The organism is Myroides sp. ZB35 (assembly GCF_001865835.1).
GTDB classification, from domain to species: Bacteria; Bacteroidota; Bacteroidia; order Flavobacteriales; family Flavobacteriaceae; genus Flavobacterium; species Flavobacterium odoratimimum.
Window position 1 is genome coordinate 632,430 of record NZ_CP017769.1, and the last position, 22,558, is coordinate 654,987.

At 35.9% G+C, this 22,558-nt stretch carries 18 protein-coding genes and 4 tRNA genes; 2 read left to right on the forward strand and 20 right to left on the reverse strand.

From position 1 onward, the window contains the following. Positions 1-6 precede the first annotated feature (6 nt). From pdhA to BK054_RS02925, 3 genes are all read right to left on the reverse strand, one after another. Positions 7-1,005, reverse strand: coding sequence for a pyruvate dehydrogenase (acetyl-transferring) E1 component subunit alpha (gene pdhA / locus BK054_RS02915; protein ID WP_006259581.1), 999 nt, complete (start codon positions 1,003-1,005; stop codon positions 7-9). A 686-nt stretch (positions 1,006-1,691) separates the two neighbouring features. After that, positions 1,692-3,140, reverse strand: a complete 1,449-nt coding sequence (locus BK054_RS02920; protein WP_006266917.1) for a SusD/RagB family nutrient-binding outer membrane lipoprotein — start codon at positions 3,138-3,140, stop codon at positions 1,692-1,694. Between the two features lie 17 nt (positions 3,141-3,157). Then, positions 3,158-6,406, reverse strand: coding sequence for a SusC/RagA family TonB-linked outer membrane protein (locus BK054_RS02925; protein WP_071306893.1), 3,249 nt, complete (start codon positions 6,404-6,406; stop codon positions 3,158-3,160). 211 nt (positions 6,407-6,617) lie between these two features. Between BK054_RS02925 and BK054_RS02930 the strand changes: the two genes are divergently transcribed. Continuing rightward, positions 6,618-7,211 carry a superoxide dismutase gene (locus BK054_RS02930; protein ID WP_006259584.1) on the forward strand — a complete coding sequence of 198 codons (594 nt, stop codon included), beginning with the start codon at positions 6,618-6,620 and terminating at the stop codon, positions 7,209-7,211. Beyond that, positions 7,208-7,576, forward strand: coding sequence for a hypothetical protein (locus tag BK054_RS02935; RefSeq protein ID WP_006259585.1), 369 nt, complete (start codon positions 7,208-7,210; stop codon positions 7,574-7,576). Before BK054_RS02930 ends, BK054_RS02935 begins: the two co-directional genes overlap by 4 nt. Positions 7,577-7,719: 143 nt before the next feature. On the opposite strand, the gene BK054_RS02940 is transcribed toward BK054_RS02935, so the two are convergent. The 17 genes from BK054_RS02940 to rpsU form a co-directional block, all read right to left on the reverse strand. Beyond that, complete coding sequence (locus tag BK054_RS02940) at positions 7,720-8,028, reverse strand: DUF3467 domain-containing protein (protein WP_006259586.1); 309 nt, start codon at positions 8,026-8,028, stop codon at positions 7,720-7,722. Between the two features lie 4 nt (positions 8,029-8,032). Then, positions 8,033-12,328: a DNA-directed RNA polymerase subunit beta' gene (gene rpoC, locus BK054_RS02945; RefSeq protein WP_006259587.1), complete on the reverse strand. Its 4,296-nt coding sequence runs from the start codon at positions 12,326-12,328 to the stop codon at positions 8,033-8,035. Between the two features lie 70 nt (positions 12,329-12,398). Beyond that, complete coding sequence (rpoB, locus tag BK054_RS02950) at positions 12,399-16,211, reverse strand: DNA-directed RNA polymerase subunit beta (RefSeq protein WP_006262105.1); 3,813 nt, start codon at positions 16,209-16,211, stop codon at positions 12,399-12,401. 125 nt (positions 16,212-16,336) lie between these two features. Continuing rightward, positions 16,337-16,705: a 50S ribosomal protein L7/L12 gene (gene rplL / locus BK054_RS02955; RefSeq protein WP_006259589.1), complete on the reverse strand. Its 369-nt coding sequence runs from the start codon at positions 16,703-16,705 to the stop codon at positions 16,337-16,339. Positions 16,706-16,788: 83 nt separating this feature from the next. Then, positions 16,789-17,277 (reverse strand): 50S ribosomal protein L10, encoded by a 489-nt coding sequence (rplJ, locus tag BK054_RS02960; protein ID WP_006259590.1) that lies wholly within the window; start codon positions 17,275-17,277, stop codon positions 16,789-16,791. Positions 17,278-17,300: 23 nt separating this feature from the next. After that, a complete protein-coding gene (rplA, locus tag BK054_RS02965; protein WP_006259591.1) occupies positions 17,301-17,990 on the reverse strand; it encodes a 50S ribosomal protein L1 in 690 nt (229 codons plus the stop codon). Positions 17,991-18,008: 18 nt separating this feature from the next. Beyond that, positions 18,009-18,446 (reverse strand): 50S ribosomal protein L11, encoded by a 438-nt coding sequence (gene rplK / locus BK054_RS02970; protein ID WP_006259593.1) that lies wholly within the window; start codon positions 18,444-18,446, stop codon positions 18,009-18,011. A gap of 56 nt (positions 18,447-18,502) precedes the next feature. Continuing rightward, the gene (gene nusG / locus BK054_RS02975; protein WP_006259594.1) at positions 18,503-19,054 is read right to left on the reverse strand and encodes a transcription termination/antitermination protein NusG; all 552 of its coding nucleotides are present in this window, start codon (positions 19,052-19,054) and stop codon (positions 18,503-18,505) included. A gap of 19 nt (positions 19,055-19,073) precedes the next feature. Next, the gene (secE, locus tag BK054_RS02980) at positions 19,074-19,271 is read right to left on the reverse strand and encodes a preprotein translocase subunit SecE (protein WP_006259595.1); all 198 of its coding nucleotides are present in this window, start codon (positions 19,269-19,271) and stop codon (positions 19,074-19,076) included. Between the two features lie 16 nt (positions 19,272-19,287). Next, a tRNA-Trp gene (locus BK054_RS02985) sits at positions 19,288-19,358 on the reverse strand. Between the two features lie 60 nt (positions 19,359-19,418). Beyond that, positions 19,419-20,606: an elongation factor Tu gene (tuf, locus tag BK054_RS02990; protein WP_006259596.1), complete on the reverse strand. Its 1,188-nt coding sequence runs from the start codon at positions 20,604-20,606 to the stop codon at positions 19,419-19,421. A 58-nt stretch (positions 20,607-20,664) separates the two neighbouring features. Further along, a tRNA-Thr gene (locus tag BK054_RS02995) sits at positions 20,665-20,736 on the reverse strand. A 20-nt stretch (positions 20,737-20,756) separates the two neighbouring features. Beyond that, a tRNA-Tyr gene (locus tag BK054_RS03000) sits at positions 20,757-20,837 on the reverse strand. A gap of 30 nt (positions 20,838-20,867) precedes the next feature. After that, positions 20,868-20,941 (reverse strand) — tRNA-Thr (locus BK054_RS03005). A gap of 93 nt (positions 20,942-21,034) precedes the next feature. Then, positions 21,035-21,334 carry a ribosome hibernation-promoting factor, HPF/YfiA family gene (gene hpf / locus BK054_RS03010; protein ID WP_006262106.1) on the reverse strand — a complete coding sequence of 100 codons (300 nt, stop codon included), beginning with the start codon at positions 21,332-21,334 and terminating at the stop codon, positions 21,035-21,037. 19 nt (positions 21,335-21,353) lie between these two features. Further along, positions 21,354-22,256, reverse strand: a complete 903-nt coding sequence (locus tag BK054_RS03015) for a tyrosine-type recombinase/integrase (RefSeq protein WP_006259598.1) — start codon at positions 22,254-22,256, stop codon at positions 21,354-21,356. A 66-nt stretch (positions 22,257-22,322) separates the two neighbouring features. Next, positions 22,323-22,517 carry a 30S ribosomal protein S21 gene (gene rpsU / locus BK054_RS03020; RefSeq protein ID WP_006259599.1) on the reverse strand — a complete coding sequence of 65 codons (195 nt, stop codon included), beginning with the start codon at positions 22,515-22,517 and terminating at the stop codon, positions 22,323-22,325. Between the last annotated feature and the right edge of the window lie 41 nt (positions 22,518-22,558).

Genomic DNA, 22,558 nt, shown 5'->3' on the forward strand with positions numbered 1-22,558 from the left:
TTTTTATTATAATCTGTGAGGGATAAAAGGGTAATTCTCTTGTTCGTATACTACGTCATACATTACGTTTTTCTCTGGGAATGGAGACTCTTCAGCGAATTTCTCACACTCAGCCACGTAATCTTTTACTCTTTGATCCATTGCTTCGATCTCAGCTTCAGTAGCATATCCTTTTTCTCTAATTACATCTAATACTTGTGTAATTGGGTCTATTTTTTTGTACTCTTCTACTTCCTCTTTAGTACGGTAGTGTTGAGCATCTGACATAGAGTGACCTCTATATCTGTATGTTTTCATTTCTAATAAAGTAGGTCCATCTCCACGACGAGCTCTTTCGATAGCCTCGTACATAGCTTCAGCTACTTTTACAGGGTTCATACCATCTACTGGTCCACTAGGCATTTCGTATCCTAAACCTAATTTCCAAATATCACTATGGTTAGCTGTACGCTCTACTGAAGTCCCCATAGCATATCCATTGTTCTCAATGATGAATACTACTGGCAATTTCCAGTTCATAGCCATATTAAATGTCTCGTGTAAAGACCCTTGACGTGCTGCACCATCACCGAAGTAACACATAGTCACAGCATTTCTGTCAAAATATTTATCAGCGAATGCTAATCCAGCTCCTAGAGGAATTTGCCCCCCTACGATACCATGACCACCATAGAAACGGTGTTCTTTAGAAAAGATGTGCATAGATCCACCTAATCCTTGTGATGTACCAGTACCTTTTCCTAATAACTCAGCCATAATACGCTTAGGATCTACTCCTAATCCGATTGGCTGAACGTGATTTCTATATGCTGTAATCATCTTGTCTTTAGACATGTCCATTGCATGTAAAGCTCCAGCCAATACTGCTTCCTGCCCATTATATAAATGCAAGAATCCTCTCACTTTTTGTTGAATATATAAAGCAGCAAGCTTATCTTCAAACTTTCTCCAAAATAGCATGTCTTCATACCACTTTAGATAAACTTCTTTTGTAATTTCTCTCATATGACTTTACTTTTCATAAACGGTCTCCCGTTTAAAATACAGACTTTCTCGTTTAACCACACTACTGTGGAGAAGCAAAAATAATATATCTACACTAGACTGAAAAATTTATTTGAAGTATTTTAGATTTGATAATATTTTAGACAATTAATTTAACAATACCTTATAATTAGATCGTTTACTTACATTTCTATTTTTTAAAACTTAAACCTAAAAATCCCTCTTTTGCTTTTTTAATCTTATTATAACATCCTCAATATTGCTAATATCAACCTCATTTAAAGAGACATAAATTATACCACCTTTCGAATAAAGGGCAACTAGTCTGTAAAATCTTCTAAAAACTCCTATTATAGCTCATTTATAGTATTCTCCATCTGCTAGTGTTATTATCTGTCATCTATCAACCTTGACTATTCATTGTCTCTTAGTGCAGATCAGTTAATCGCACTTCTATCTTGCCTGCATACTAAGTCCGTTTCTATCCTTGTTTTAACGGACTCACTACGGACTCAACTCGCATTACTTTAGTACCAATTCATACTAAGTTTGCATGCAATACCTAAAAAAGAAGAGAGCCTATTCTCACAGGCTCTCTTCTACATTATAAAATATATAATACACTATAAACACTCTCTTACTTAATGATCTATAATAGTGAATAAACTAAGTAGTTCTAATCAAAACTAATTTTGCCACCACATCTTATAGTTAATATTATCTCCTCCCATCTCTGCTACCTTTTTCTCATAATTACCTTTGTTCTGAGTACGTATATTGATCGGGTATGGGAATCTATTAGGCATATTCCCATCGTTTAGCATTGACTCTGTCTTAGGTAGCTTAGGATATCCTGTACGCTTATATTCGAACCACTGTTGATAATCGTTCATATACAATGCATAATATTTTTGTAACATTATACGCTCTAATGTACCATTATACCTAGTACTTTCTAAAGTAAAATAATTAGTTGGCATCTCTAATCCCTTAGATGTAATAGCCTCTTTCACCGCCTGCTCATAATACCCCTTTGCATCTGATAAGTATCCCTTCTGAGCTAACTCAGCCTTTATAAATAATACTTCAGCATACGTTAGTATAGGTGCTTCTGTAGGATTAGCCGCCATAACATTATTCAATGTAGAAGCTTCGTAATCAAACTGTGAGTCTGAACCATCAAAGGCACTAGGTATTCCTTTATACCCTATATATATTTTCTTCTTCCCTTCTACTCTGTATGCTTCTGTTGCATATAGTGGAAGTCTCGGGTCATTAAAATCATTTAAATTATCAATAAAGAAAGAAGCCATCTTACGACTTAATGTAAAATCTTGAATACGACTCCATGGAGAGATATTAGGTGTTACCCCTGTTATCTTTAGGTTAGCCTGTGACTTCACATCATTAATAATAGGATACTTATCTGGATCGTTAAGTATCGTCAGCATACGTTGATATGCATTCTTATTTTCTTTATTTGATATTCTCAACAATAAACGCAAATGCAAACTATTCGTAAACTTTTGCCAATCATCCCAATATGTCTTTGAGTCTATATATAAAATATCAGGATTATATACTAACTTCCTATTTAAATCATATAAGCTATTCGCTCTCTCTAGATCTGCTAAAAGGCTATCGTATATCTTCTCTTGTGAATCAAATGCAGGATATAGAATCTTCTCTTCTCCCTTAGACGCTTCAAAATAAGGTACATCCCCGAACAAATCTGTTAAGTTCGAAGTAATCCACGCTTTTAGAGTTAAAGCCATCGCTTCATAGTTAGGATCTGCTACCTTCACGGCTTCATACTCCATATCTCGAGCATTCTTTAACCATCTGTAATAAGCATTCCACGATGACGCTCCTACATCATCACTTAAATCATATCGTTGCATACCTGGTACATCACTAGGATAAACCACGATATCTTGCATTAAATGATTATTATGAGACCAACTGCGATACATATTATGACTAGCCATCTCATAGATGATAGGGTTTAATAACGTTGCTGGGCTAATCTGTTGTAAACGGTTAGGATCAATATTCTTCTCTTCAAAATCAGAAGTACAACTCACAGTCAGCAATACTGTTGCTGATAATCCTAAAAATATATTTTTGATTTTCATCTGTCGTTTTCTTAATATTAGATATCTAGTTTAATGCTAAAACCGTAAGTAGCAGGTGATGGCATCTGCCCCATCTCTACTCCTGGCATCATAGAACCTCCATTTAACGCTGCTGTCTCTGGATCAAATAACGGGAAGTTAGACAACATCGCTAGATTACGTCCATATACAGACACACTTAGCTTCTTCAGGCGTAACTTATTTAATATCTGCTTAGAGAAATTATATTCAAAACTCACTTCTCTCAATTTGATGTAAGAAGCATCGAATGTATTAGACTCTAGATTAGCTCTTCTATAGTATTCTTTATAGTAACTAGCTGGGTCTACCTTAGTCGTATTAGGAGAGAATGTACCATCTCCATTTCTCACTACTCCATCTCCTATGATATATCCTTGTTCTCTACCGTATAAAGTGTGTTCTAGTTTCCCCTGTTCACTCATCTTATGATGAGACTGTGAATATACATTACCTCCGTACTGCCCATCTATCGTAAAGCTGAACTTAAATCCTTTATACTTAAACGTATTAGTCCATCCCATCGTCCAATCTGCATAAGCACTACCGATATATTCTATTTCTTTAGATTGTTCAGGAAGTCCTTTATCAGTATATACGATTTGCCCTTGATCATCTCTCACAAATTTATAACCGTATAAGTCTCCTGTGGTTCCTCCTACTTTAGCTATAATAGATGCTGTACCAGATGTAGCTAATACTTGTTGATCTCCTCCTTCGAACTCTTCTGCTAGGCTTAAGATTTTATTCTTGTTTTTAGCCCAGTTCACTGAGGTGTTCCAAGAGAAATCTTTTGTCTTAATAGGTGTACCACTTAACATTAGTTCAATACCTCTATTGCGTACATCTCCTCCATTAATTACAGCCTTATTATATCCTGTCACATAATTTAATGGTACAGTAATAATTTGATTTTTTGTATTGGTTTCATAGACTGTCACATCAAGACCTAATCTATTGCCAAACATTTTGTGTTCATATCCAATCTCAAACGAATTAGTACCTTCTGGTTTTAATTCACCATTATGTAAAGTGGTAGCAGACGTAGCAGAGCTCGCAAAGGCACTATTAGAATAATATTTCAACGTTTGATATGGTTTAGTACCATTACCTACTTTTGCCACAGACACTCTCAGTTTAGAGTAATCAATACTCGCAGGCATTCTAAAAATATCATTCAACACAAAACTTGCGTTTAATGAAGAATATAAAAATGACCAATTCATTTTAGGCAATGTACTCGACCAGTCATTTCGAATAGTTCCATCTAAGAATACCATATTCTTATACCCAACTGAAGCCATTCCATAGATAGAGTTCACTTTATAATCGTCATCTAGAACATTAGTGATAGGATTATTGATACCATTCGCTAACATATATACACCAGGCGTAACTAGTCCGTCTACATAAGATGTCACACTGTGATATTTAGAATCAAGCATATTCCCTCCTATAGATCCGCTATAGGTAAATATATCTGAGTCATTATCTGTATAGGTTAATAAGACATCAGTGTTGATCTCTTGGAAGTTTATCTGTTGTGTTCTAAAGTATCCTTTACCGAACTTAGTCGTGCTATAAGGTCTACGCTGTTCACGTTTATCATTACGTGAGTTCAACGCAGCACGTAACATTAATTTTAATTTAGGTGCAAGAGTAATATCAGTCGATAGGCTTCCTGTTATAGTGTTTGTATTTACTGGATTAGTCGTCTCATAAGCGATTAGATAAGGATTCTCTATATATGAGCTAAACGGATGTATTTGTTGTGTCTGGTTATAATCTTTTTTCCAGATAGGTCTATACCATTCTAAGTCAACATTAGGATTCTGAAAGATCATAAAATATCCTATCGTATGGTTACCATATCCTGTACCTGGTAGGTTATCACTCTTTCTGTTGGTATAACTAACATTAGCATTTAAAGTAACTGCATCAGAGATATTATACTTCGCCTTAGTAGACAGCGTAGTTCTATCGAAGCCGGTGTTAGGCATGATCCACTCATTCTTAGAGTGCGTTATCGTTGTTCTAATATCTCCTTTATCACTTCCGCCTGATAGACCTAAAGTGTTAGTGGTAGTAATACCTGTACGCCAGAAGTCTTTTATATTATTCTTATATGGTCTCCACAAGGTTCTTTCTGCACCCTGAGTCTCTGTTGTAGGATCGTACTGATAGTAATATTGTCCTTCAAACTTAGGTCCGAATGCACTACTCGTACTTCCCGTATTCGCACCATCATCTGATAAGCCGTAAGAGTAATAAGGATTACCTTCCTTGTCAAAGCTATTTCCACTACCTTGACCATATTCGTATTGATATTTTGGCCATCTCTGAATCACGTCAAAACTAACATTAGAATTAAAAGAAATACCTAATCCTTTGTCTTTTTTTCCAGATTTAGTAGTAATCATTAATACTCCGTTACTAGCTCTAGAACCATATAATGCAGCTGCACCTGGTCCTTTAAGCACAGAGATACTTTCTATATCATCAGGATTTATATCAGCTATACCGTTACCATAATCTACAGGAGCATCAGTACCAATATAAGAATCTCCAGCACCACTACTCCACAAAGTACTATTAACGATCACACCATCTACTACCACTAATGCCCCATTAGCATCAGCATTTAATGATCGATCACCACGCAACTTAATTTGTGTCGAATTCATTGGTCCAGAACTAGCAGAGGTCATAGTCATACCAGCCACTTTTCCTTTTAAAGCATCTGACCAAGTATTAGAACGAGTATTGTCTAATTGTTCACTGTTCAAAGTCTGTTGGGAGAACCCCAATTGCTTCTCTTCTCTCTTAATACCTAAAGCCGTTACTACAACTTCATTAAGCATACTGCTTGACTCTACTAAGGTCACATTCACAAAATCACCTTTACTAACAATCATTTTCTTCTCTTCAAATCCCATAAAAGAAATGATGATCTCACCTTTTAAGAAAGTATCAGGCACAGATAATGTGAAGTTACCATCTAGATCAGTCGATGTGATGTGCTTAGATCCAGACAGCTGAACCACTGCACCAGGTAAAGTCAATCCAAGGTTATCAATTACTTTTCCCTTTACGATCGAGCCACTACTTTGCTCTGAAGAAGATTTAGTAGTCATACTATCTAACGCATCAGTTGAAACATTAGAAGCGAATAATGAATTTGATTGTAGCAATAAAACACTTCCTATAATCAAACAAATTTGATGACAATTACGTCTAACTTTTTTCATTACTTAAAATTGTGTTGTTGTTGGTTGTACTAAATACCCCACTTAATACAGTCACAAAAGAATGAAATGCCATTAGTCGACACAACGTTTAACGATTACCAAACAGTTAATCATTGTTATATAATTGTAAACAAAAAAATATCTAAATAATTTTTTAGTCTAATCTAAATTATTAATTTAGCCTTGTCTAACAAAAATAAAACTATAAATAATGAAATTCAAACTTCCTGATTTACCATATGATAAAAATTCTTTCAATTCTTTTATATCTACTGAAGGATTCGATTATCACTATGGAAAACATCATCAAACGTATGTAAACAACCTTAACCATTTAATAACAAACACGAAATGGGAAGATGAATGTTTAGAGAACATTATCACAGGTACACAAGCAGAAGGAGAAGTAGCCATATTTAACAATGCTGCACAACATTTTAATCACTCTTTTTTTTGGAAATCTATTACTCCTAATCAAGGTGGTCAGCCTAATGAAGAGCTACTAGATATGATAGGTAAGTACTTCGGATCTCTAGAAGAACTAAAAACTCAATTCATTGACAAAGCGACTAAATTATTTGGAAGTGGATGGGTATGGTTAGTACTAACTCCAGAAAATAAACTGGAACTAATGAGCCTAAAAGATGCTGACACACCAATAGTTTATGGAAACACGCCTTTACTAACTATAGATGTATGGGAACATGCATATTATATAGACCACAGAAATTCAAGGCCAAGCTTTATTCAATTATTTTGGAATGCAATCAACTGGGAATTTGTCAATAAAAATTTAGTAAAATGAGTATAGAATGTATTATGCACATAGAGAAAAGCTGTCAACTAAAGCAAGAACTTGCTAATGAGCAGCTCCAAAAAGGAAATAATGGTTTAGCTATTAACTACTATATCGAAGCCATAAGTCGATTAGAAGTATTATGTGCTTCTTATAAAGCATATCTAAAAACAGGTCCTAAACTCTATCTACAATACATAGACATATCTATGAGGTTAGCCACCTTATATAGGAAAGAACAGGAGACTGACAAGTATAAAAAACTAGTCTCTAAGCTTAACAATTATATTGACAATGTCAAAGAGCTTATAAGCAAAGATCATGAAATGTCAATTACACTAGCTAACTTCAAACTGAAGCTTAATAATATTTAAAACTAAAAGAGATTATTCCATTAATTAGTAAAGCCATAATTCTAAATTGACAAGAATAAAAAACTCTTTTTAAACAAAAAAGGTCTACATTAAATGTAGACCTTTTTCTTTTGGTTGATGTTAAATCAACTATTCTATTGGATTTATGCTTCTCCTTTAGTGCCAAACTTTATAGCTGATAATTCACCAGTAGCTTCAACATCAACTATACTTCCATTACTACCTTCATAGCGCTGGATATTTTCTTGTAAAGCAGTCATTAATCTCTTCGCGTGTTGAGGCGTCAAAATAATTCTAGACTTTACTTTACCCTTTGGCATTCCAGGCATTATGGTAACAAAATCAACCACAAATTCAGTATTAGAATGATTGATAATCGCTAAATTAGAATACACTCCTTCTGCTGTTGCCTCGTCTAATTCAAGGCTAAATTGATCTTGTTCTTTTTCCATAATACTAGAAGTTTAAATCTGTTTCTTTATTTGCAAATCCTTCATCATCTGAAGTACTAACAAGGATACTTTCGTACTCTCTCATACCTGTACCTGCAGGGATTCTGTGACCTACAATAACGTTTTCTTTTAATCCGTTTAATCCATCTACTTTACCTGCTACAGCAGCTTCGTTTAACACTTTCGTTGTTTCCTGGAACGACGCAGCAGAAATAAATGATTTCGTTTGTAAAGACGCACGAGTAATACCTTGTAACATTGGAGTACCAGTAGCAGGCATAACATCACGACTAACTACTAAGTTCTTATCCTCACGTTTCAATAATGAGTTCTCGTCACGTAATTCACGCATAGTAATAATCTGTCCTTCTTTCAAATTATCAGACTCACCTGCATCAACTACAACCTTCATTCCATATAATCTATCATTCTCAGCGATGAAGTCAGCAGCATGTGCTAATTGATCTTCTAAGAATAAAGTATCTCCTGGATCTTCGATTTTAACTTTACGCATCATTTGACGGATAACTACCTCAAAGTGTTTATCACTAATCTTAACCCCTTGTAGACGATAAACCTCTTGAATCTCGTTTACTAAATACTGTTGAACAGCAGAAGGTCCTTGGATTCTTAAGATATCGTCTGGAGTGATAGCTCCATCAGAAAGTGGCATACCAGCTTTCACGTAATCATTCTCTTGAACTAAAATTTGATTAGATAACTTAACTAAGTATTTTCTAACATCTCCAGTTTTAGACTCAACAACGATCTCTCTGTTACCTCTCTTAACTTTACCGAACGATACAACACCATCAATTTCTGAAACTACTGCAGGGTTTGAAGGATTACGAGCTTCTAACAACTCAGTAATTCTTGGAAGACCTCCAGTAATATCCCCAGCTTTAGATGTATGACGAGGAATCTTAACTAAAACTTTACCAGCTTTAATCTTATCGCCATCATTTACCATTAGGTGAGAACCTACAGGTAAGTTGTATGAACGAATTAACTCACCATCTTTACCATAGATTAATAAAGTAGGAATTAATTTTTTATTTCTTGATTCAGTAATAACTTTTTCTTGGAATCCTGTTTGCTCATCGATCTCAACCATGAACGTTTGTCCTTGTTCGATATCCTCATAAGCAACTTTACCAGTAAACTCAGAAACAATTACACCATTATAAGGGTCCCATTTAAATAACGTAGCACCTTCTTCAACAACATCTCCATCATTCACATAGATTGTAGAACCATAAGGAATGTTATTTGTTGTTAATAAGATACCTGTATTAGTATCAAATAACTTAGCCTCAGTAGAACGTGAAATAACGATATCAATAGCATTTCCTTCATTATCCTCACCTTTTACTGTTTTAAGATCTTCTATTTCTAAACGACCTTTAAATTTAGCAGTAATACTAGATGTCTCAGAGATATTACCAGCAGTACCTCCCACGTGGAATGTTCTCAATGTTAACTGTGTACCAGGCTCCCCAATAGATTGAGCAGCAATAACACCTACAGCTTCACCTTTTTGAACCATTCTAGCAGTAGCTAAGTTACGTCCGTAACATTTAGCACAGATACCAACTTTAGCCTCACAAGTCAATGGCGAACGTACCTCAATTGATTCAATTGGTGCAGCGTTGATTGATTTAGCAATAGCTTCAGTAATTTCTTCACCAGCTTCAACTAATACATCAGAATTAAGTGGGTTAATCACTGCATTAAGAGCAACACGTCCTAAAACTCTCTCTCCTAATGATTCGATAACTTCCTCATTCTTCTTAAGTGGTTTAACTTCAATACCTCTTAATGTACCACAGTCAACAGAGTTAACGATAACATCTTGAGCTACGTCATGTAGACGACGAGTTAAGTATCCAGCATCCGCTGTTTTTAACGCCGTATCCGCAAGTCCTTTACGAGCACCGTGAGTAGAGATGAAATACTCTAAAATCGAAAGACCTTCTTTAAAGTTAGAAAGAATTGGGTTTTCGATAATCTCTCCACCACCAGCTGTAGATTTCTTAGGCTTAGCCATCAAACCACGCATACCAGTTAACTGACGAATCTGCTCTTTAGAACCACGGGCTCCAGAGTCAAGCATCATATATACTGAGTTAAATCCTTGTTTGTCTTCACGAATGTTTTTCATTGCTAACTCAGTTAACATAGCATTTGTAGAAGTCCAAACGTCAATAACTTGGTTGTAACGCTCATTATTTGTGATAAGTCCCATATTATAGTTCATAGTAATATGATCTACTTGTTGGTTCGCATCATCAATTAATTCTTGTTTACGCTCAGGAATCATAATATCACCTAAACTGAAAGATAATCCTCCACGGAATGCGTAACCGTATCCCATGTTTTTGATATCATCTAAGAATGCAGCAGTAGTAGGTACATCAGTAATACTTAAAATACGACCGATAATATCTCTTAATGATTTCTTAGTTAATACCTCATTGATGTATCCTGCAACTTCAGGTACTACTTCATTAAATAAAATTCTACCTGCAGAAGTCTCAATAATCTGATATACTAATTCTCCTTCAGCATTATAATCTTTAGCTCTAACTTTAACGTTAGCGTTAAGATCAAGTTTACCTTCATTTAATGCAATATGTACTTCCTCTACAGAGTAGAAAGTCAATCCTTCACCTTTGATGATATGTTCTGGAGTAGATTTACGTGACTTAGTCATGTAGTATAACCCCAATACCATGTCCTGAGATGGTACAGTAATAGGAGCACCATTTGCAGGGTTTAAGATGTTGTGAGAAGCTAACATTAATAATTGTGCTTCTAAGATTGCCTCTGGTCCTAGAGGTAAGTGAACTGCCATCTGGTCACCATCGAAATCGGCATTGAATGCCGTACACACTAATGGGTGTAATTGAATCGCTTTACCTTCGATTAACTTAGGTTGGAACGCTTGAATACCCAATCTGTGTAACGTAGGAGCACGGTTAAGTAAAACTGGGTGTCCTTTAATTACGTTTTCTAAAATATCCCAAACAACTGGTTCTTTTTTATCTATAATCTTCTTAGCAGATTTTACTGTCTTAACAATACCTCTTTCGATTAACTTACGAATAACGAATGGTTTGTAAAGCTCAGCTGCCATATCTTTTGGCAATCCACACTCGAATAATTTTAATTCTGGTCCAACAACAATTACCGAACGAGCTGAATAGTCAACACGTTTACCAAGTAAGTTTTGACGGAAACGTCCTTGTTTACCTTTTAATGAATCAGAAAGAGATTTTAATGGGCGGTTAGATTCTGTTTTAACAGCAGAAGATTTTCTAGTGTTATCGAACAATGAATCAACAGCTTCTTGAAGCATACGTTTCTCATTACGTAAAATTACTTCAGGAGCTTTGATCTCCATTAAACGTTTCAGACGATTATTTCTGATAATTACACGACGGTATAAGTCATTTAAATCAGATGTAGCAAAACGACCTCCATCAAGTGGAACTAATGGACGTAATTCTGGTGGAATAACTGGAATAACTTTCAAAATCATCCACTCTGGTCTGTTCTCACGATTCAAATTAGAATCACGGAAAGACTCAACTACTTGAAGACGTTTTAACGCCTCAGTTTTTCTTTGTTTAGATGTTTCGTTATTAGCTGCGTGACGTAGAGTATATGATAACTGATCTAAGTCTGTAGTAGCTAATAAATCCATAATACATTCAGCACCCATTTTAGCGATGAATTTATTTGGATCTGTATCATCTAAATATTGATTTTCCATCGGAAGAGTATCACAAATGTTTAAGTACTCTTCTTCAGTTAAGAAATCTAATCTATTGATAGGTTCACCATCAACGTTTTTAGCAATACCAGCTTGGATTACCACATAACGCTCATAGTAAATGATCATATCTAATTTCTTAGAAGGAAGACCTAAGATATAACCAATTTTGTTTGGTAATGAACGGAAGTACCAGATATGAGCAATTGGCACAACTAAATTGATGTGACCAACTCTATCTCTACGTACTTTCTTCTCAGTAACTTCAACACCACAACGGTCGCACACGATTCCTTTATAACGGATTCTCTTATACTTACCACACGCACATTCGTAATCCTTTACAGGTCCGAAAATACGCTCACAGAAAAGACCATCACGTTCTGGTTTATGAGTACGATAGTTGATTGTTTCAGGTTTTAAAACCTCACCTCTCGATTCTGCAAGAATAGACTCTGGCGATGCTAAACCTATTGAGATTTTATTAAACCTTTTTACGGTATTTTTCTCTTTATTTTTATTCATGGTAAACTTACTTGTTAAAGTGTATGATAAAGAGTAAGCAGTGCAACACTGCTTACCCTATAATCTTAGTTTATTCTTCTAATCTGATGTCTAGTCCAAGACCTTTTAATTCATGCATTAATACATTGAATGATTCTGGTAATCCTGGTTCTGGCATAGTCTCTCCTTTAACGATTGCTTCGTAAGTTTTAGCTCTACCAATAACGTCATCCGATTTTACCGTCAAGATTTCACGTAATGTACTAGATGCTCCATAAGCCTCTAATGCCCAAACCTCCATCTCTCCGAAACGTTGACCACCAAACTGAGCTTTACCTCCTAATGGTTGTTGCGTAATCAATGAGTAAGGACCAATAGAACGCGCGTGCATCTTATCATCTACCATGTGACCAAGTTTCAGCATATAGATAACCCCAACAGTTGCACGTTGGTGGAATCTCTCTCCTGTACCTCCATCATATAAGTAAGTATGTCCAAAACGTGGTATACCTGCCTCATCTGTAAGAGCATTGATTTGATCTAATTCAGCACCATCAAAGATTGGAGTCGCATACTTTTTACCAAGTTTTTGACCAGCCCACCCTAATACTGTTTCATAAATCTGTCCAATGTTCATACGAGAAGGTACCCCTAATGGGTTCAATACGATATCTACTGGTGTTCCATCTTCTAAGAAAGGCATATCCTCATCTCTAACGATACGAGCTACAATACCTTTGTTACCGTGACGTCCAGCCATCTTATCTCCTACACGTAATTTACGTTTTTTAGCAATATATACTTTCGCTAATTTCAAAATTCCAGATGGTAACTCATCCCCTACAGTAATCATGAATTTCTCTCTTCTTAGAACTCCTTGAAGATCGTTTAATTTGATTTTGTAGTTGTGGATCAAATCAGTAATCATACCATTTGTATCCTCATCAGTTGTCCATTGTCCTTTAGTTAAGTGAGCGAAATCATCTACTGCAAATAACATTTTTTGAGTAAATTTCTTACCTTTTGGTAAAATCTCTTCTCCTAAATCATTCAATACACCTTGAGATGTTTTACCATTCACGATGAAGAATAATTTCTCAACTAAACGCTCTTTTAACTCGTTGAATTTAACTTCAAATCTAGTTTCTAATAAAGCCAATTCGTCTTTATCCTTAGAACGTTTACGTTTATCTTTTACTGCTCTTGCGAACAATTTCTTATCTAAAACAACCCCTCTTAATGATGGAGAAGCTTTTAATGAAGCATCTTTAACGTCTCCTGCTTTGTCACCAAAGATAGCACGTAATAATTTCTCTTCTGGAGTAGGATCAGACTCTCCTTTTGGAGTGATCTTACCGATAAGAATATCACCAGGCTTAACTTCAGCACCAATGCGGATCATACCGTTTTCATCTAGATCTTTTGTTGCCTCTTCAGAAACGTTAGGAATATCATTAGTTAACTCTTCGTTACCTAACTTAGTATCTCTAACTTCTAAAGTATAGTCATCAATATGGATAGATGTAAAGATATCTTCACGTACTACTCTTTCACTAATAACGATAGCATCCTCGAAGTTGTAACCTTTCCATGGCATGAACGCCACTTTCATATTACGACCTAGAGCAAGCTCTCCTTGTTGAGTAGCATATCCTTCACAAAGTACTTGTCCTTTAGTAACTCTATCACCTCTTCTTACAATTGGCTTTAAGTTGATACTTGTACTTTGATTCGTTTTTCTAAACTTAATTAAGTTGTATGTTTTCTCATCTGGATCAAAGCTAATTAAACGCTCTTCATCAGTACGATCATACTTAATGATGATCTTCTGAGCATCAACATACTCAACAGTACCTTCTCCTTCAGCATTAATTAAAACACGAGAATCTGAAGCTACTTGTCTTTCTAATCCAGTACCTACGATTGGAGATTCTGGACGTAATAAAGGAACCGCTTGACGCATCATGTTAGATCCCATCAACGCACGGTTGGCATCATCGTGCTCTAAGAAAGGAATCAATGACGCAGAAATAGAAGCAATCTGATTTGGTGCAACGTCAGTATAGTGAACATCTTTTGGCTCAACTACAGGGAAGTCACCCTCTTCTTTTACTACTACTTTTTGCTCAGTGATAAATCCTTTTTCATCAACAGGAATGTTCGCTTGAGCGATTAACATACCTTCTTCCTCTTCTGCACTTAAATAAACCGGATCATTAACGATATCTACTTGCCCTTCAGTAACTGGACGGTAAGGAGTTTCGATGAATCCCATATTATTTACTTTCGCATAAACCGCTAAAGATGAAATCAAACCAATGTTTGGTCCCTCTGGTGTCTCAATAGGACATAGACGTCCATAGTGAGTATAGTGAACGTCACGCACCTCAAAACCTGCTCTTTCTCTAGATAAACCTCCAGGTCCTAGAGCTGATAAACGACGTTTGTGTGTAATCTCAGCTAATGGATTCGTTTGATCCATGAATTGAGATAACTGGTTCGTTCCGAAGAATGAATTAATAACTGACGATAAAGTCTTAGCGTTAATTAAGTCGATTGGAGTAAACACCTCGTTATCACGTACGTTCATACGCTCACGAATAGTTCTAGCCATACGAGCTAAACCAACACCAAACTGAGCAGATAATTGCTCTCCTACTGTTCTAACACGACGGTTAGATAAGTGATCGATATCATCAATCTCAGCTTTTGAGTTAATTAATTCAATCAAGTATTTAACAATAGTAATAATATCCTCTTTTGTTAAAACTTGTTTGTCAATTGGAGTATCAAGATTAAGTTTCTTGTTCATTCTATAACGACCAACTTCACCTAGATTGTAACGTTGATCTGAGAAGAACAATTTATCAATAATACCACGTGCAGTTTCCTCATCTGGCGGTTCTGCATTACGCAACTGACGGTAGATGTGCTCTACTGCCTCTTTTTCAGAGTTAGTAGGGTCCTTCTGTAATGTATTATGTATGATGGCATAATCTGCCTGATTATTATCTTCTTTATGTAAAAGGATCGTCTTAACGTTAGCCTCAATGATTTCTTCGATATTATCTTTATCTAGGACTGTATCACGGTCTAAGATAATCTCATTTCTCTCAATTGAAACAACTTCTCCTGTATCCTCATCTACGAAATCCTCATGCCAAGTGTTTAACACACGTGCAGCAAGACGTCTTCCGCTATATTTTTTTAGTCCTGTTTTTGATACTTTAACTTCCTCTGCAAGGTCGAAAATCTCTAGGATATCCTTGTCTCTTTCGAATCCAATAGCACGGAATAATGTTGTAACAGGTAACTTTTTCTTTCTATCGATATAAGCGTACATTACACTATTAATATCGGTAGCAAACTCAATCCATGATCCCTTAAAAGGAATTACTCTCGCCGAATATAACTTAGTTCCATTTGCATGGAATGACTGTCCAAAGAAAACACCAGGTGAACGGTGTAATTGTGAAACTACAACACGCTCTGCTCCATTGATTACGAAAGTACCACTTGGCGCCATATACGGAATTGTTCCTAAATAAACATCTTGAACTATTGTTTCAAAATCTTCGTGTTCAGGATCAGTACAGTACAATTTTAAACGCGCTTTTAGCGGAACACTGTAAGTTAATCCTCTATCAATACACTCTTCGATTGAATAACGAGGAGGATCAACAAAGTAATCAAGGAACTCCAATACGAACTGGTTTCTTGTATCAGTGATCGGGAAGTTCTCCATGAAGGTATTGTATAAACCTTCCTTACCTCTCTCTTCAGATTTCGTTTCTAATTGAAAGAAATCTTTAAAAGACTTAACTTGAATATCCAAGAAATCTGGATACGCAGGTATGTTCTTTGTAGAGGCAAAATTTAATCTTTCAGTCTGATTTGTGATCATCAATGGACAAAAAATTTTGATTAGAATTTGAATTGTTTTTACGCAAAATCTCTTTATACGCAAAATGGTTTAGGCCTGTGGGAAGCTTCCCAAGACCTAAACCTAAAATATTTTTTAGAAAAAAACTATTTAAGCTCTACTACAGCTCCAGCTTCTTCTAATGCTTTTTTAAGACCTTCAGCCTCATCTTTAGAAACTCCTTCTTTGATGTTAGCTGGTGTAGAATCTACGATATCTTTAGCTTCTTTTAATCCTAAACCTGTTAATTCTTTAACAGCTTTAACTACAGCTAATTTAGAAGCTCCAGCTTCTTTTAATACTACAGTGAATTCTGTTTGCTCTTCAGCAGCATCACCTCCAGCACCTCCTGCAACTACTACAGCAGCAGCAGCTGGTTCGATTCCGTACTCATCTTTTAATATAGTTGCTAATTCGTTAACTTCTTTTACAGTTAAGTTAACTAATTGTTCTGCGAATTGTTTCAAATCTGCCATTTTTCTATCTTTTAATGATTTGTAAAAATATAATTTATTAATGTGCGTTCTGATGAACTTTAAAAACTAGATCTAGTCGTCGACTATTCTTCGTCTTTAAATTGGTTTTTAAGAGCTGAAATAACTCTTTGAGCTGGTGATTGAAGTAATCCAATGATTTCTCCAATAACTTCTTCTTTAGATTTAATAGCAACTAATGCATCTAAATTGTTATCTCCGATATAGATTTCTTCGTTGATATAAGCTCCTTTTAAAGCTGGAATATCAGATTTTTTTCTAAAGTCTTTGATAATTTTAGCAGGTCCATTTGCAACATCTGCAAATAAAACAGCACTGTTCCCTTTTAAAGTAGAAGGTAGCTCTTCATAATTTCTATCTGAAGCTTCCATTGCTTTAGCAAGCAATGTATTCTTAACTACTTCAATTTTAATTCCAGCTTTGTTACAAGCTCTTCTTAAGTTTGAAGTAACTTCAGCATTCAATCCTGATATATCAGCGATATAGAAGATATTAGCGTCAGCTAACTTAGCTTTTAATTCTTCTATCGCTACTGCTTTCTGTTCTCTAGTCATACGAATAATTTTTTATTTACCAATTATACTGCTTTAGGGTCTAAAGCAATAGCAGGGCTCATAGTACTAGATATATTAATAGACTTGATATAAGTACCTTTAGCTGCAGTTGGTTTCAATTTGATTAATGTTTGGATTAATTCAGCTGCATTCTCAGTAATTTTATCAGCTTCGAAAGAAACTTTACCGATAGATGCGTGAACAATACCAGTTTTATCAACTTTAAAATCGATTTTACCAGCTTTCACTTCTTGAACAGCTTTCGCTACGTCCATAGTAACAGTTCCTGTTTTAGGGTTTGGCATTAAACCTCTTGGCCCTAAAATACGACCTAAAGGACCTAATTTACCCATAACAGCAGGCATAGTGATGATTACATCAACATCTGTCCAACCGTCTTTGATCTTTTGTAAGTACTCATCTAGTCCAACATAGTCAGCCCCAGCAGCTGTAGCTTCAGCTTCTTTATCAGGAGTAACCAATGCTAACACTCTTACATCTTTACCTGTTCCGTGAGGTAACGTAACCACACCACGAACCATTTGATTTGCTTTACGTGGATCAACTCCTAAACGTACAGCGATATCTACAGACTCGTCAAATTTTGCAGAAGCAACTTCTTTAATCAATGCAGATGCATCTTTCAAAGAATACAATCTATTCTTTTCAATTTTAGCAGCAGCCTCTTTTTGCTTTTTCGTTAATTTTGCCATTTCTTCTTTCTTTTACAATTAAAAAGGAGCTGTTCCTGTTACTGATATTCCCATAGATCTTGCAGTACCAGCTATCATACTCATAGCTGCCTCAACAGTAAATGCATTTAAATCAGGCATTTTGTCTTCCGCAATAGCACGAACTTGTTCCCAAGTTACGCTAGCTACTTTTTTTCTATTAGGCTCACCAGATCCAGATTTCACTTTCGCAGCCTCTAATAATTGAACAGCAGCAGGTGGCGTTTTAACAACAAAGTCAAATGATTTGTCTTTGTAAACAGTAATTTGTACTGGTAAAACTTTGCCTGGTTTATCTTGTGTTCTAGCATTAAATTGCTTACAGAACTCCATGATGTTAACTCCAGCAGCCCCCAAAGCAGGTCCAACCGGTGGCGATGGGTTCGCAGCACCTCCCTTAACTTGTAGTTTAACTACTTTACTAATTTCTTTTGCCATTTCTTAAAAAAATTTGGCACATCTCATTTGGAAGCCAAGATGTGACTATTGTAACATTATAATTTTTCTACTTGTGTAAAACTTAATTCTAATGGTGTTTTTCTTCCAAAAATCTTAACCATTACTTCTAGTTTACGTTTCTCTTCATTAATGTTTTCGATTGTTCCATCGAATCCATTGAATGGTCCGTCGATAACTTTTACTGACTCTCCTACTTCATAAGGAATAGATCCTGACTCAACTTTTACAGCTAGTTCATCAACTCTACCTAACATTCTGTTTACTTCTGACTCACGTAAAGGAAGTGGATCTCCACCTCTTTCACCTCCTAAGAAACCAATAACACCTGTTATCGATTTAATAGCGTGAGGAACTTCTCCTGTTAAGTTAGCTTCAATCATAACATAACCTGGAAAGTAAACACGTTCCGTAGTCTTCTTTTTACCATCTTTTACAGTTACTACTTTTTCAGTAGGAACTAATACCTGTGATAAGTAATCTGATAAACCTAAACGAGTAATTTCAGTTTCGATATAATTCTTAACCTTATTCTCCTGTCCACTTACCGCACGAACCACATACCATTTTTTGACACTTGTATCAGCCATAATCTTTCTTTAATTTTCTCTATGCAGTAGCCCAATTATAAAATACTCCTAAAACTCTTCCGAACGCAGTGTCTACACCCCACGTTGCTAAAGAAAACAAAATTGCAAAAATAGCAACTATTATAGTGTATCGTTGAACTTCTGACCACGGAGACCAAGTAACATTACTTTTTAACTCTGTGAAAGCATCAGATATGTAATTAAAAACCTTTGCCATGTTAATATTGTTTTTGCACGGGTGGAGGGATTCGAACCCCCATCAACGGTTTTGGAGACCGCTATTCTACCCTTGAACTACACCCGTTTGTTAATAAAAGTCAGTGGCCGTAACCACTGACTTTTGGAACTTATTTATACTAAATAATTAGTCAATAATTTCAGTTACCTGACCAGCACCTACTGTTCTACCACCTTCACGGATAGCGAAACGTAAACCTACTGATAAAGCGATTGGGCTTAATAACTCAACAGTGATAGTTAAGTTATCTCCAGGCATAACCATCTCTACTCCTTCTGGTAATTGGATAGTTCCAGTTACGTCAGTTGTACGTACGTAGAACTGTGGACGGTAGTTGTTATGGAATGGAGTGTGACGTCCACCTTCTTCTTTTTTCAAGATATAAACCTCAGCTTTGAATTTAGCGTGTGGTTTTACTGAACCTGGTTTACAAATAACCATACCACGACGGATATCAGTTTTGTCAATACCTCTCAATAATAAACCTACGTTATCTCCAGCTTCTCCACGGTCTAAGATTTTACGGAACATCTCAACTCCTGTAATAGTAGAAGTTAATTTGTCAGCTCCCATACCGATGATTTCAACAGCATCTCCTGTATTAGCAACTCCAGTTTCGATACGTCCTGTAGCAACAGTTCCACGTCCTGTAATTGTAAATACGTCTTCTACTGGCATTAAGAATGGTTTCTCGTTGTCACGTACTGGCTCTTCGATCCAAGCATCAACTTCTTCCATTAAGTGTAATAATGCGTCAACCCATTTTTGCTCTCCGTTTAATGCTCCTAAAGCAGAACCTTGAACTACTGGTCCATTATCACCATCGTATTGGTAGAAAGATAATAAATCTCTTACTTCCATCTCAACAAGCTCTAATAACTCAGCATCATCAACTAAGTCAACTTTGTTTAAGAATACAACGATTCTTGGAATACCTACCTGACGTCCTAAAAGGATGTGCTCACGAGTTTGTGGCATTGGTCCATCAGTAGCAGCAACTACTAAGATAGCACCATCCATCTGAGCAGCACCAGTAACCATGTTTTTCACGTAATCCGCGTGACCTGGACAGTCAACGTGTGCATAGTGACGGTTTTTTGTTTGGTACTCTACGTGAGAAGTATTAATTGTAATACCACGCTCTTTTTCTTCTGGAGCATTATCAATTGAATCAAATGAACGAGCTTCTGAGAATCCTGCGTCAGCTAATACTTTAGTAATAGCAGCAGTAGTAGTAGTTTTACCGTGGTCAACGTGTCCGATAGTACCGATGTTTAAGTGCGGTTTCGAACGATCAAAAGTTTCCTTTGCCATGATTTAATAATTTAATCTTAGTTATATAATTAGTGTTCAAATATAATAAAAAAACCTGAGCCAATGACGGGATTTGAACCCGTGACCTCTTCCTTACCAAGGAAGCACTCTACCCCTGAGCTACACCGGCTTGATGCTTCTTATTCTCTGTGGGGAGAGCAGGATTCGAACCTGCGAAGGTTTCCCAACGGATTTACAGTCCGTCCTCGTTGGCCGCTTGAGTATCTCCCCTCAAACTGTGTTTGATATTACTTTTCTTTGAGCCGATGGAGGGACTCGAACCCACGACCTGCTGATTACAAATCAGCTGCTCTAGCCAGCTGAGCTACACCGGCAAATGACTCAATAGAAAAAGTCCGCTATTTCTAACGGACTGCAAATGTATATATTTTATTGATTAAAAAAAACAATTTACTTATTTTTTTAAATTAATGAGCTTTGATTTTCTCTTTGTGTTTTACCACTAATCGCTCTAGTGCATCTGCTCCAGCATCTACACCTTCTTCGAAAGTCTTACACGTTTTTTTAACAATCATCTCGTCACCCGGAACCAGTACTTTTATTTCTGTAATCTTATTTTCTTTTTCATTTGTGTTCTCTAATTTAAAAAAAACATCTACTGAAACTATCTTATCATAATACTTTTCGATTTTTGACAAACGCTCGTTTGCAAAATCTACCAACTTACGATCCACATTGAAATTAATAGCTTGAATGTTTACTTTCATAATTAACGGTTTTAAAAGGTTATTTTTCTTTATTCTTCCCTCTTGGATGCGAACTTTGATACACTTTCTTCAACTCACTTAGATTAATCTGTGCATATCCTTGTGTTGTTGATAAGCTTTCATGCCCCATTAATTCTTTAATTGAATTAATATCTGCTCCTCCTTCTAAAAGGTGCGTAGCAAAAGAGTGACGCAACATATGAGGGCTTTTCTTCTCCTTTGTTGTTGCATTACTAAAGTATGAATTTATTACTCGATAAACAAACATTTCATCAACTTTCTTACCAGATTCTGTTACCAAAAGTCCCTTAATACCCACCACAGAACTCAAGACTAAACTTCTTGATTCAAGATATTTTTTCAATAACACTTCTACACTACCTAATAATGGTACGATGCGCTGTTTTGACCCCTTTCCTAAAATACGCACTTGATGCAAATAAAAATCTATATCATCCACATCTAAAGCAACCAACTCTGCTCTACGAAGCCCAAGACAATACAACATCTCCACAATCAGCAAATCTCTCAGAGAATTAAAATCCTCCTTACCTTCAAACATCGTACGTACTGCATCAATCTCTTTTATAGAAAAAGGCAATTGCAACTTTTTTTCCACTTTTAAAGATCGATGTAAGTAAAGCGGATTAGTCTCTACCTCCCCTATCTTCAACAAGAATTTATAAAAAGAACTCAGCGCACTAGTCTTTCTATTTATAGACCGATTAGTCAGTCCCTCTTCGGATAACTTCACTATCCAGAGACGAACACCATCATATCCTGCCTTTAGATAATCTAACGACAGTTGCTCTAAGAAAGACACATAATCTCCAATATCGTTCTGATAGGCTAAAACCGTCTTGTCAGAATACTTTCTTTCTTTCTGTATATACTCAATAAACTTTTCTAAATTTTCAAACATAAAAAAAACCGTTGCAACAAAGTTAATACTTTATTACAACGGTTATTTTTTAATATTCAATACTTATTAGATTTCTACTGAATCTTTCAAGTGTTGAACGTATGCAGCTTTTTGCATTTTGTCTCTTTTAAGTACAGACGGTTTTAAGAATGCCTGACGAGATCTTAACTGACGTAAAGTTCCTGTTCTGTCAAATTTTCTTTTATAGCGCTTAAGTGCTCTATCGATATTTTCTCCGTCTTTAATTGGAATGATTAACATGTTTTCATACACCTCCTCTCATTAGTGGTGCAAAAGTAAAA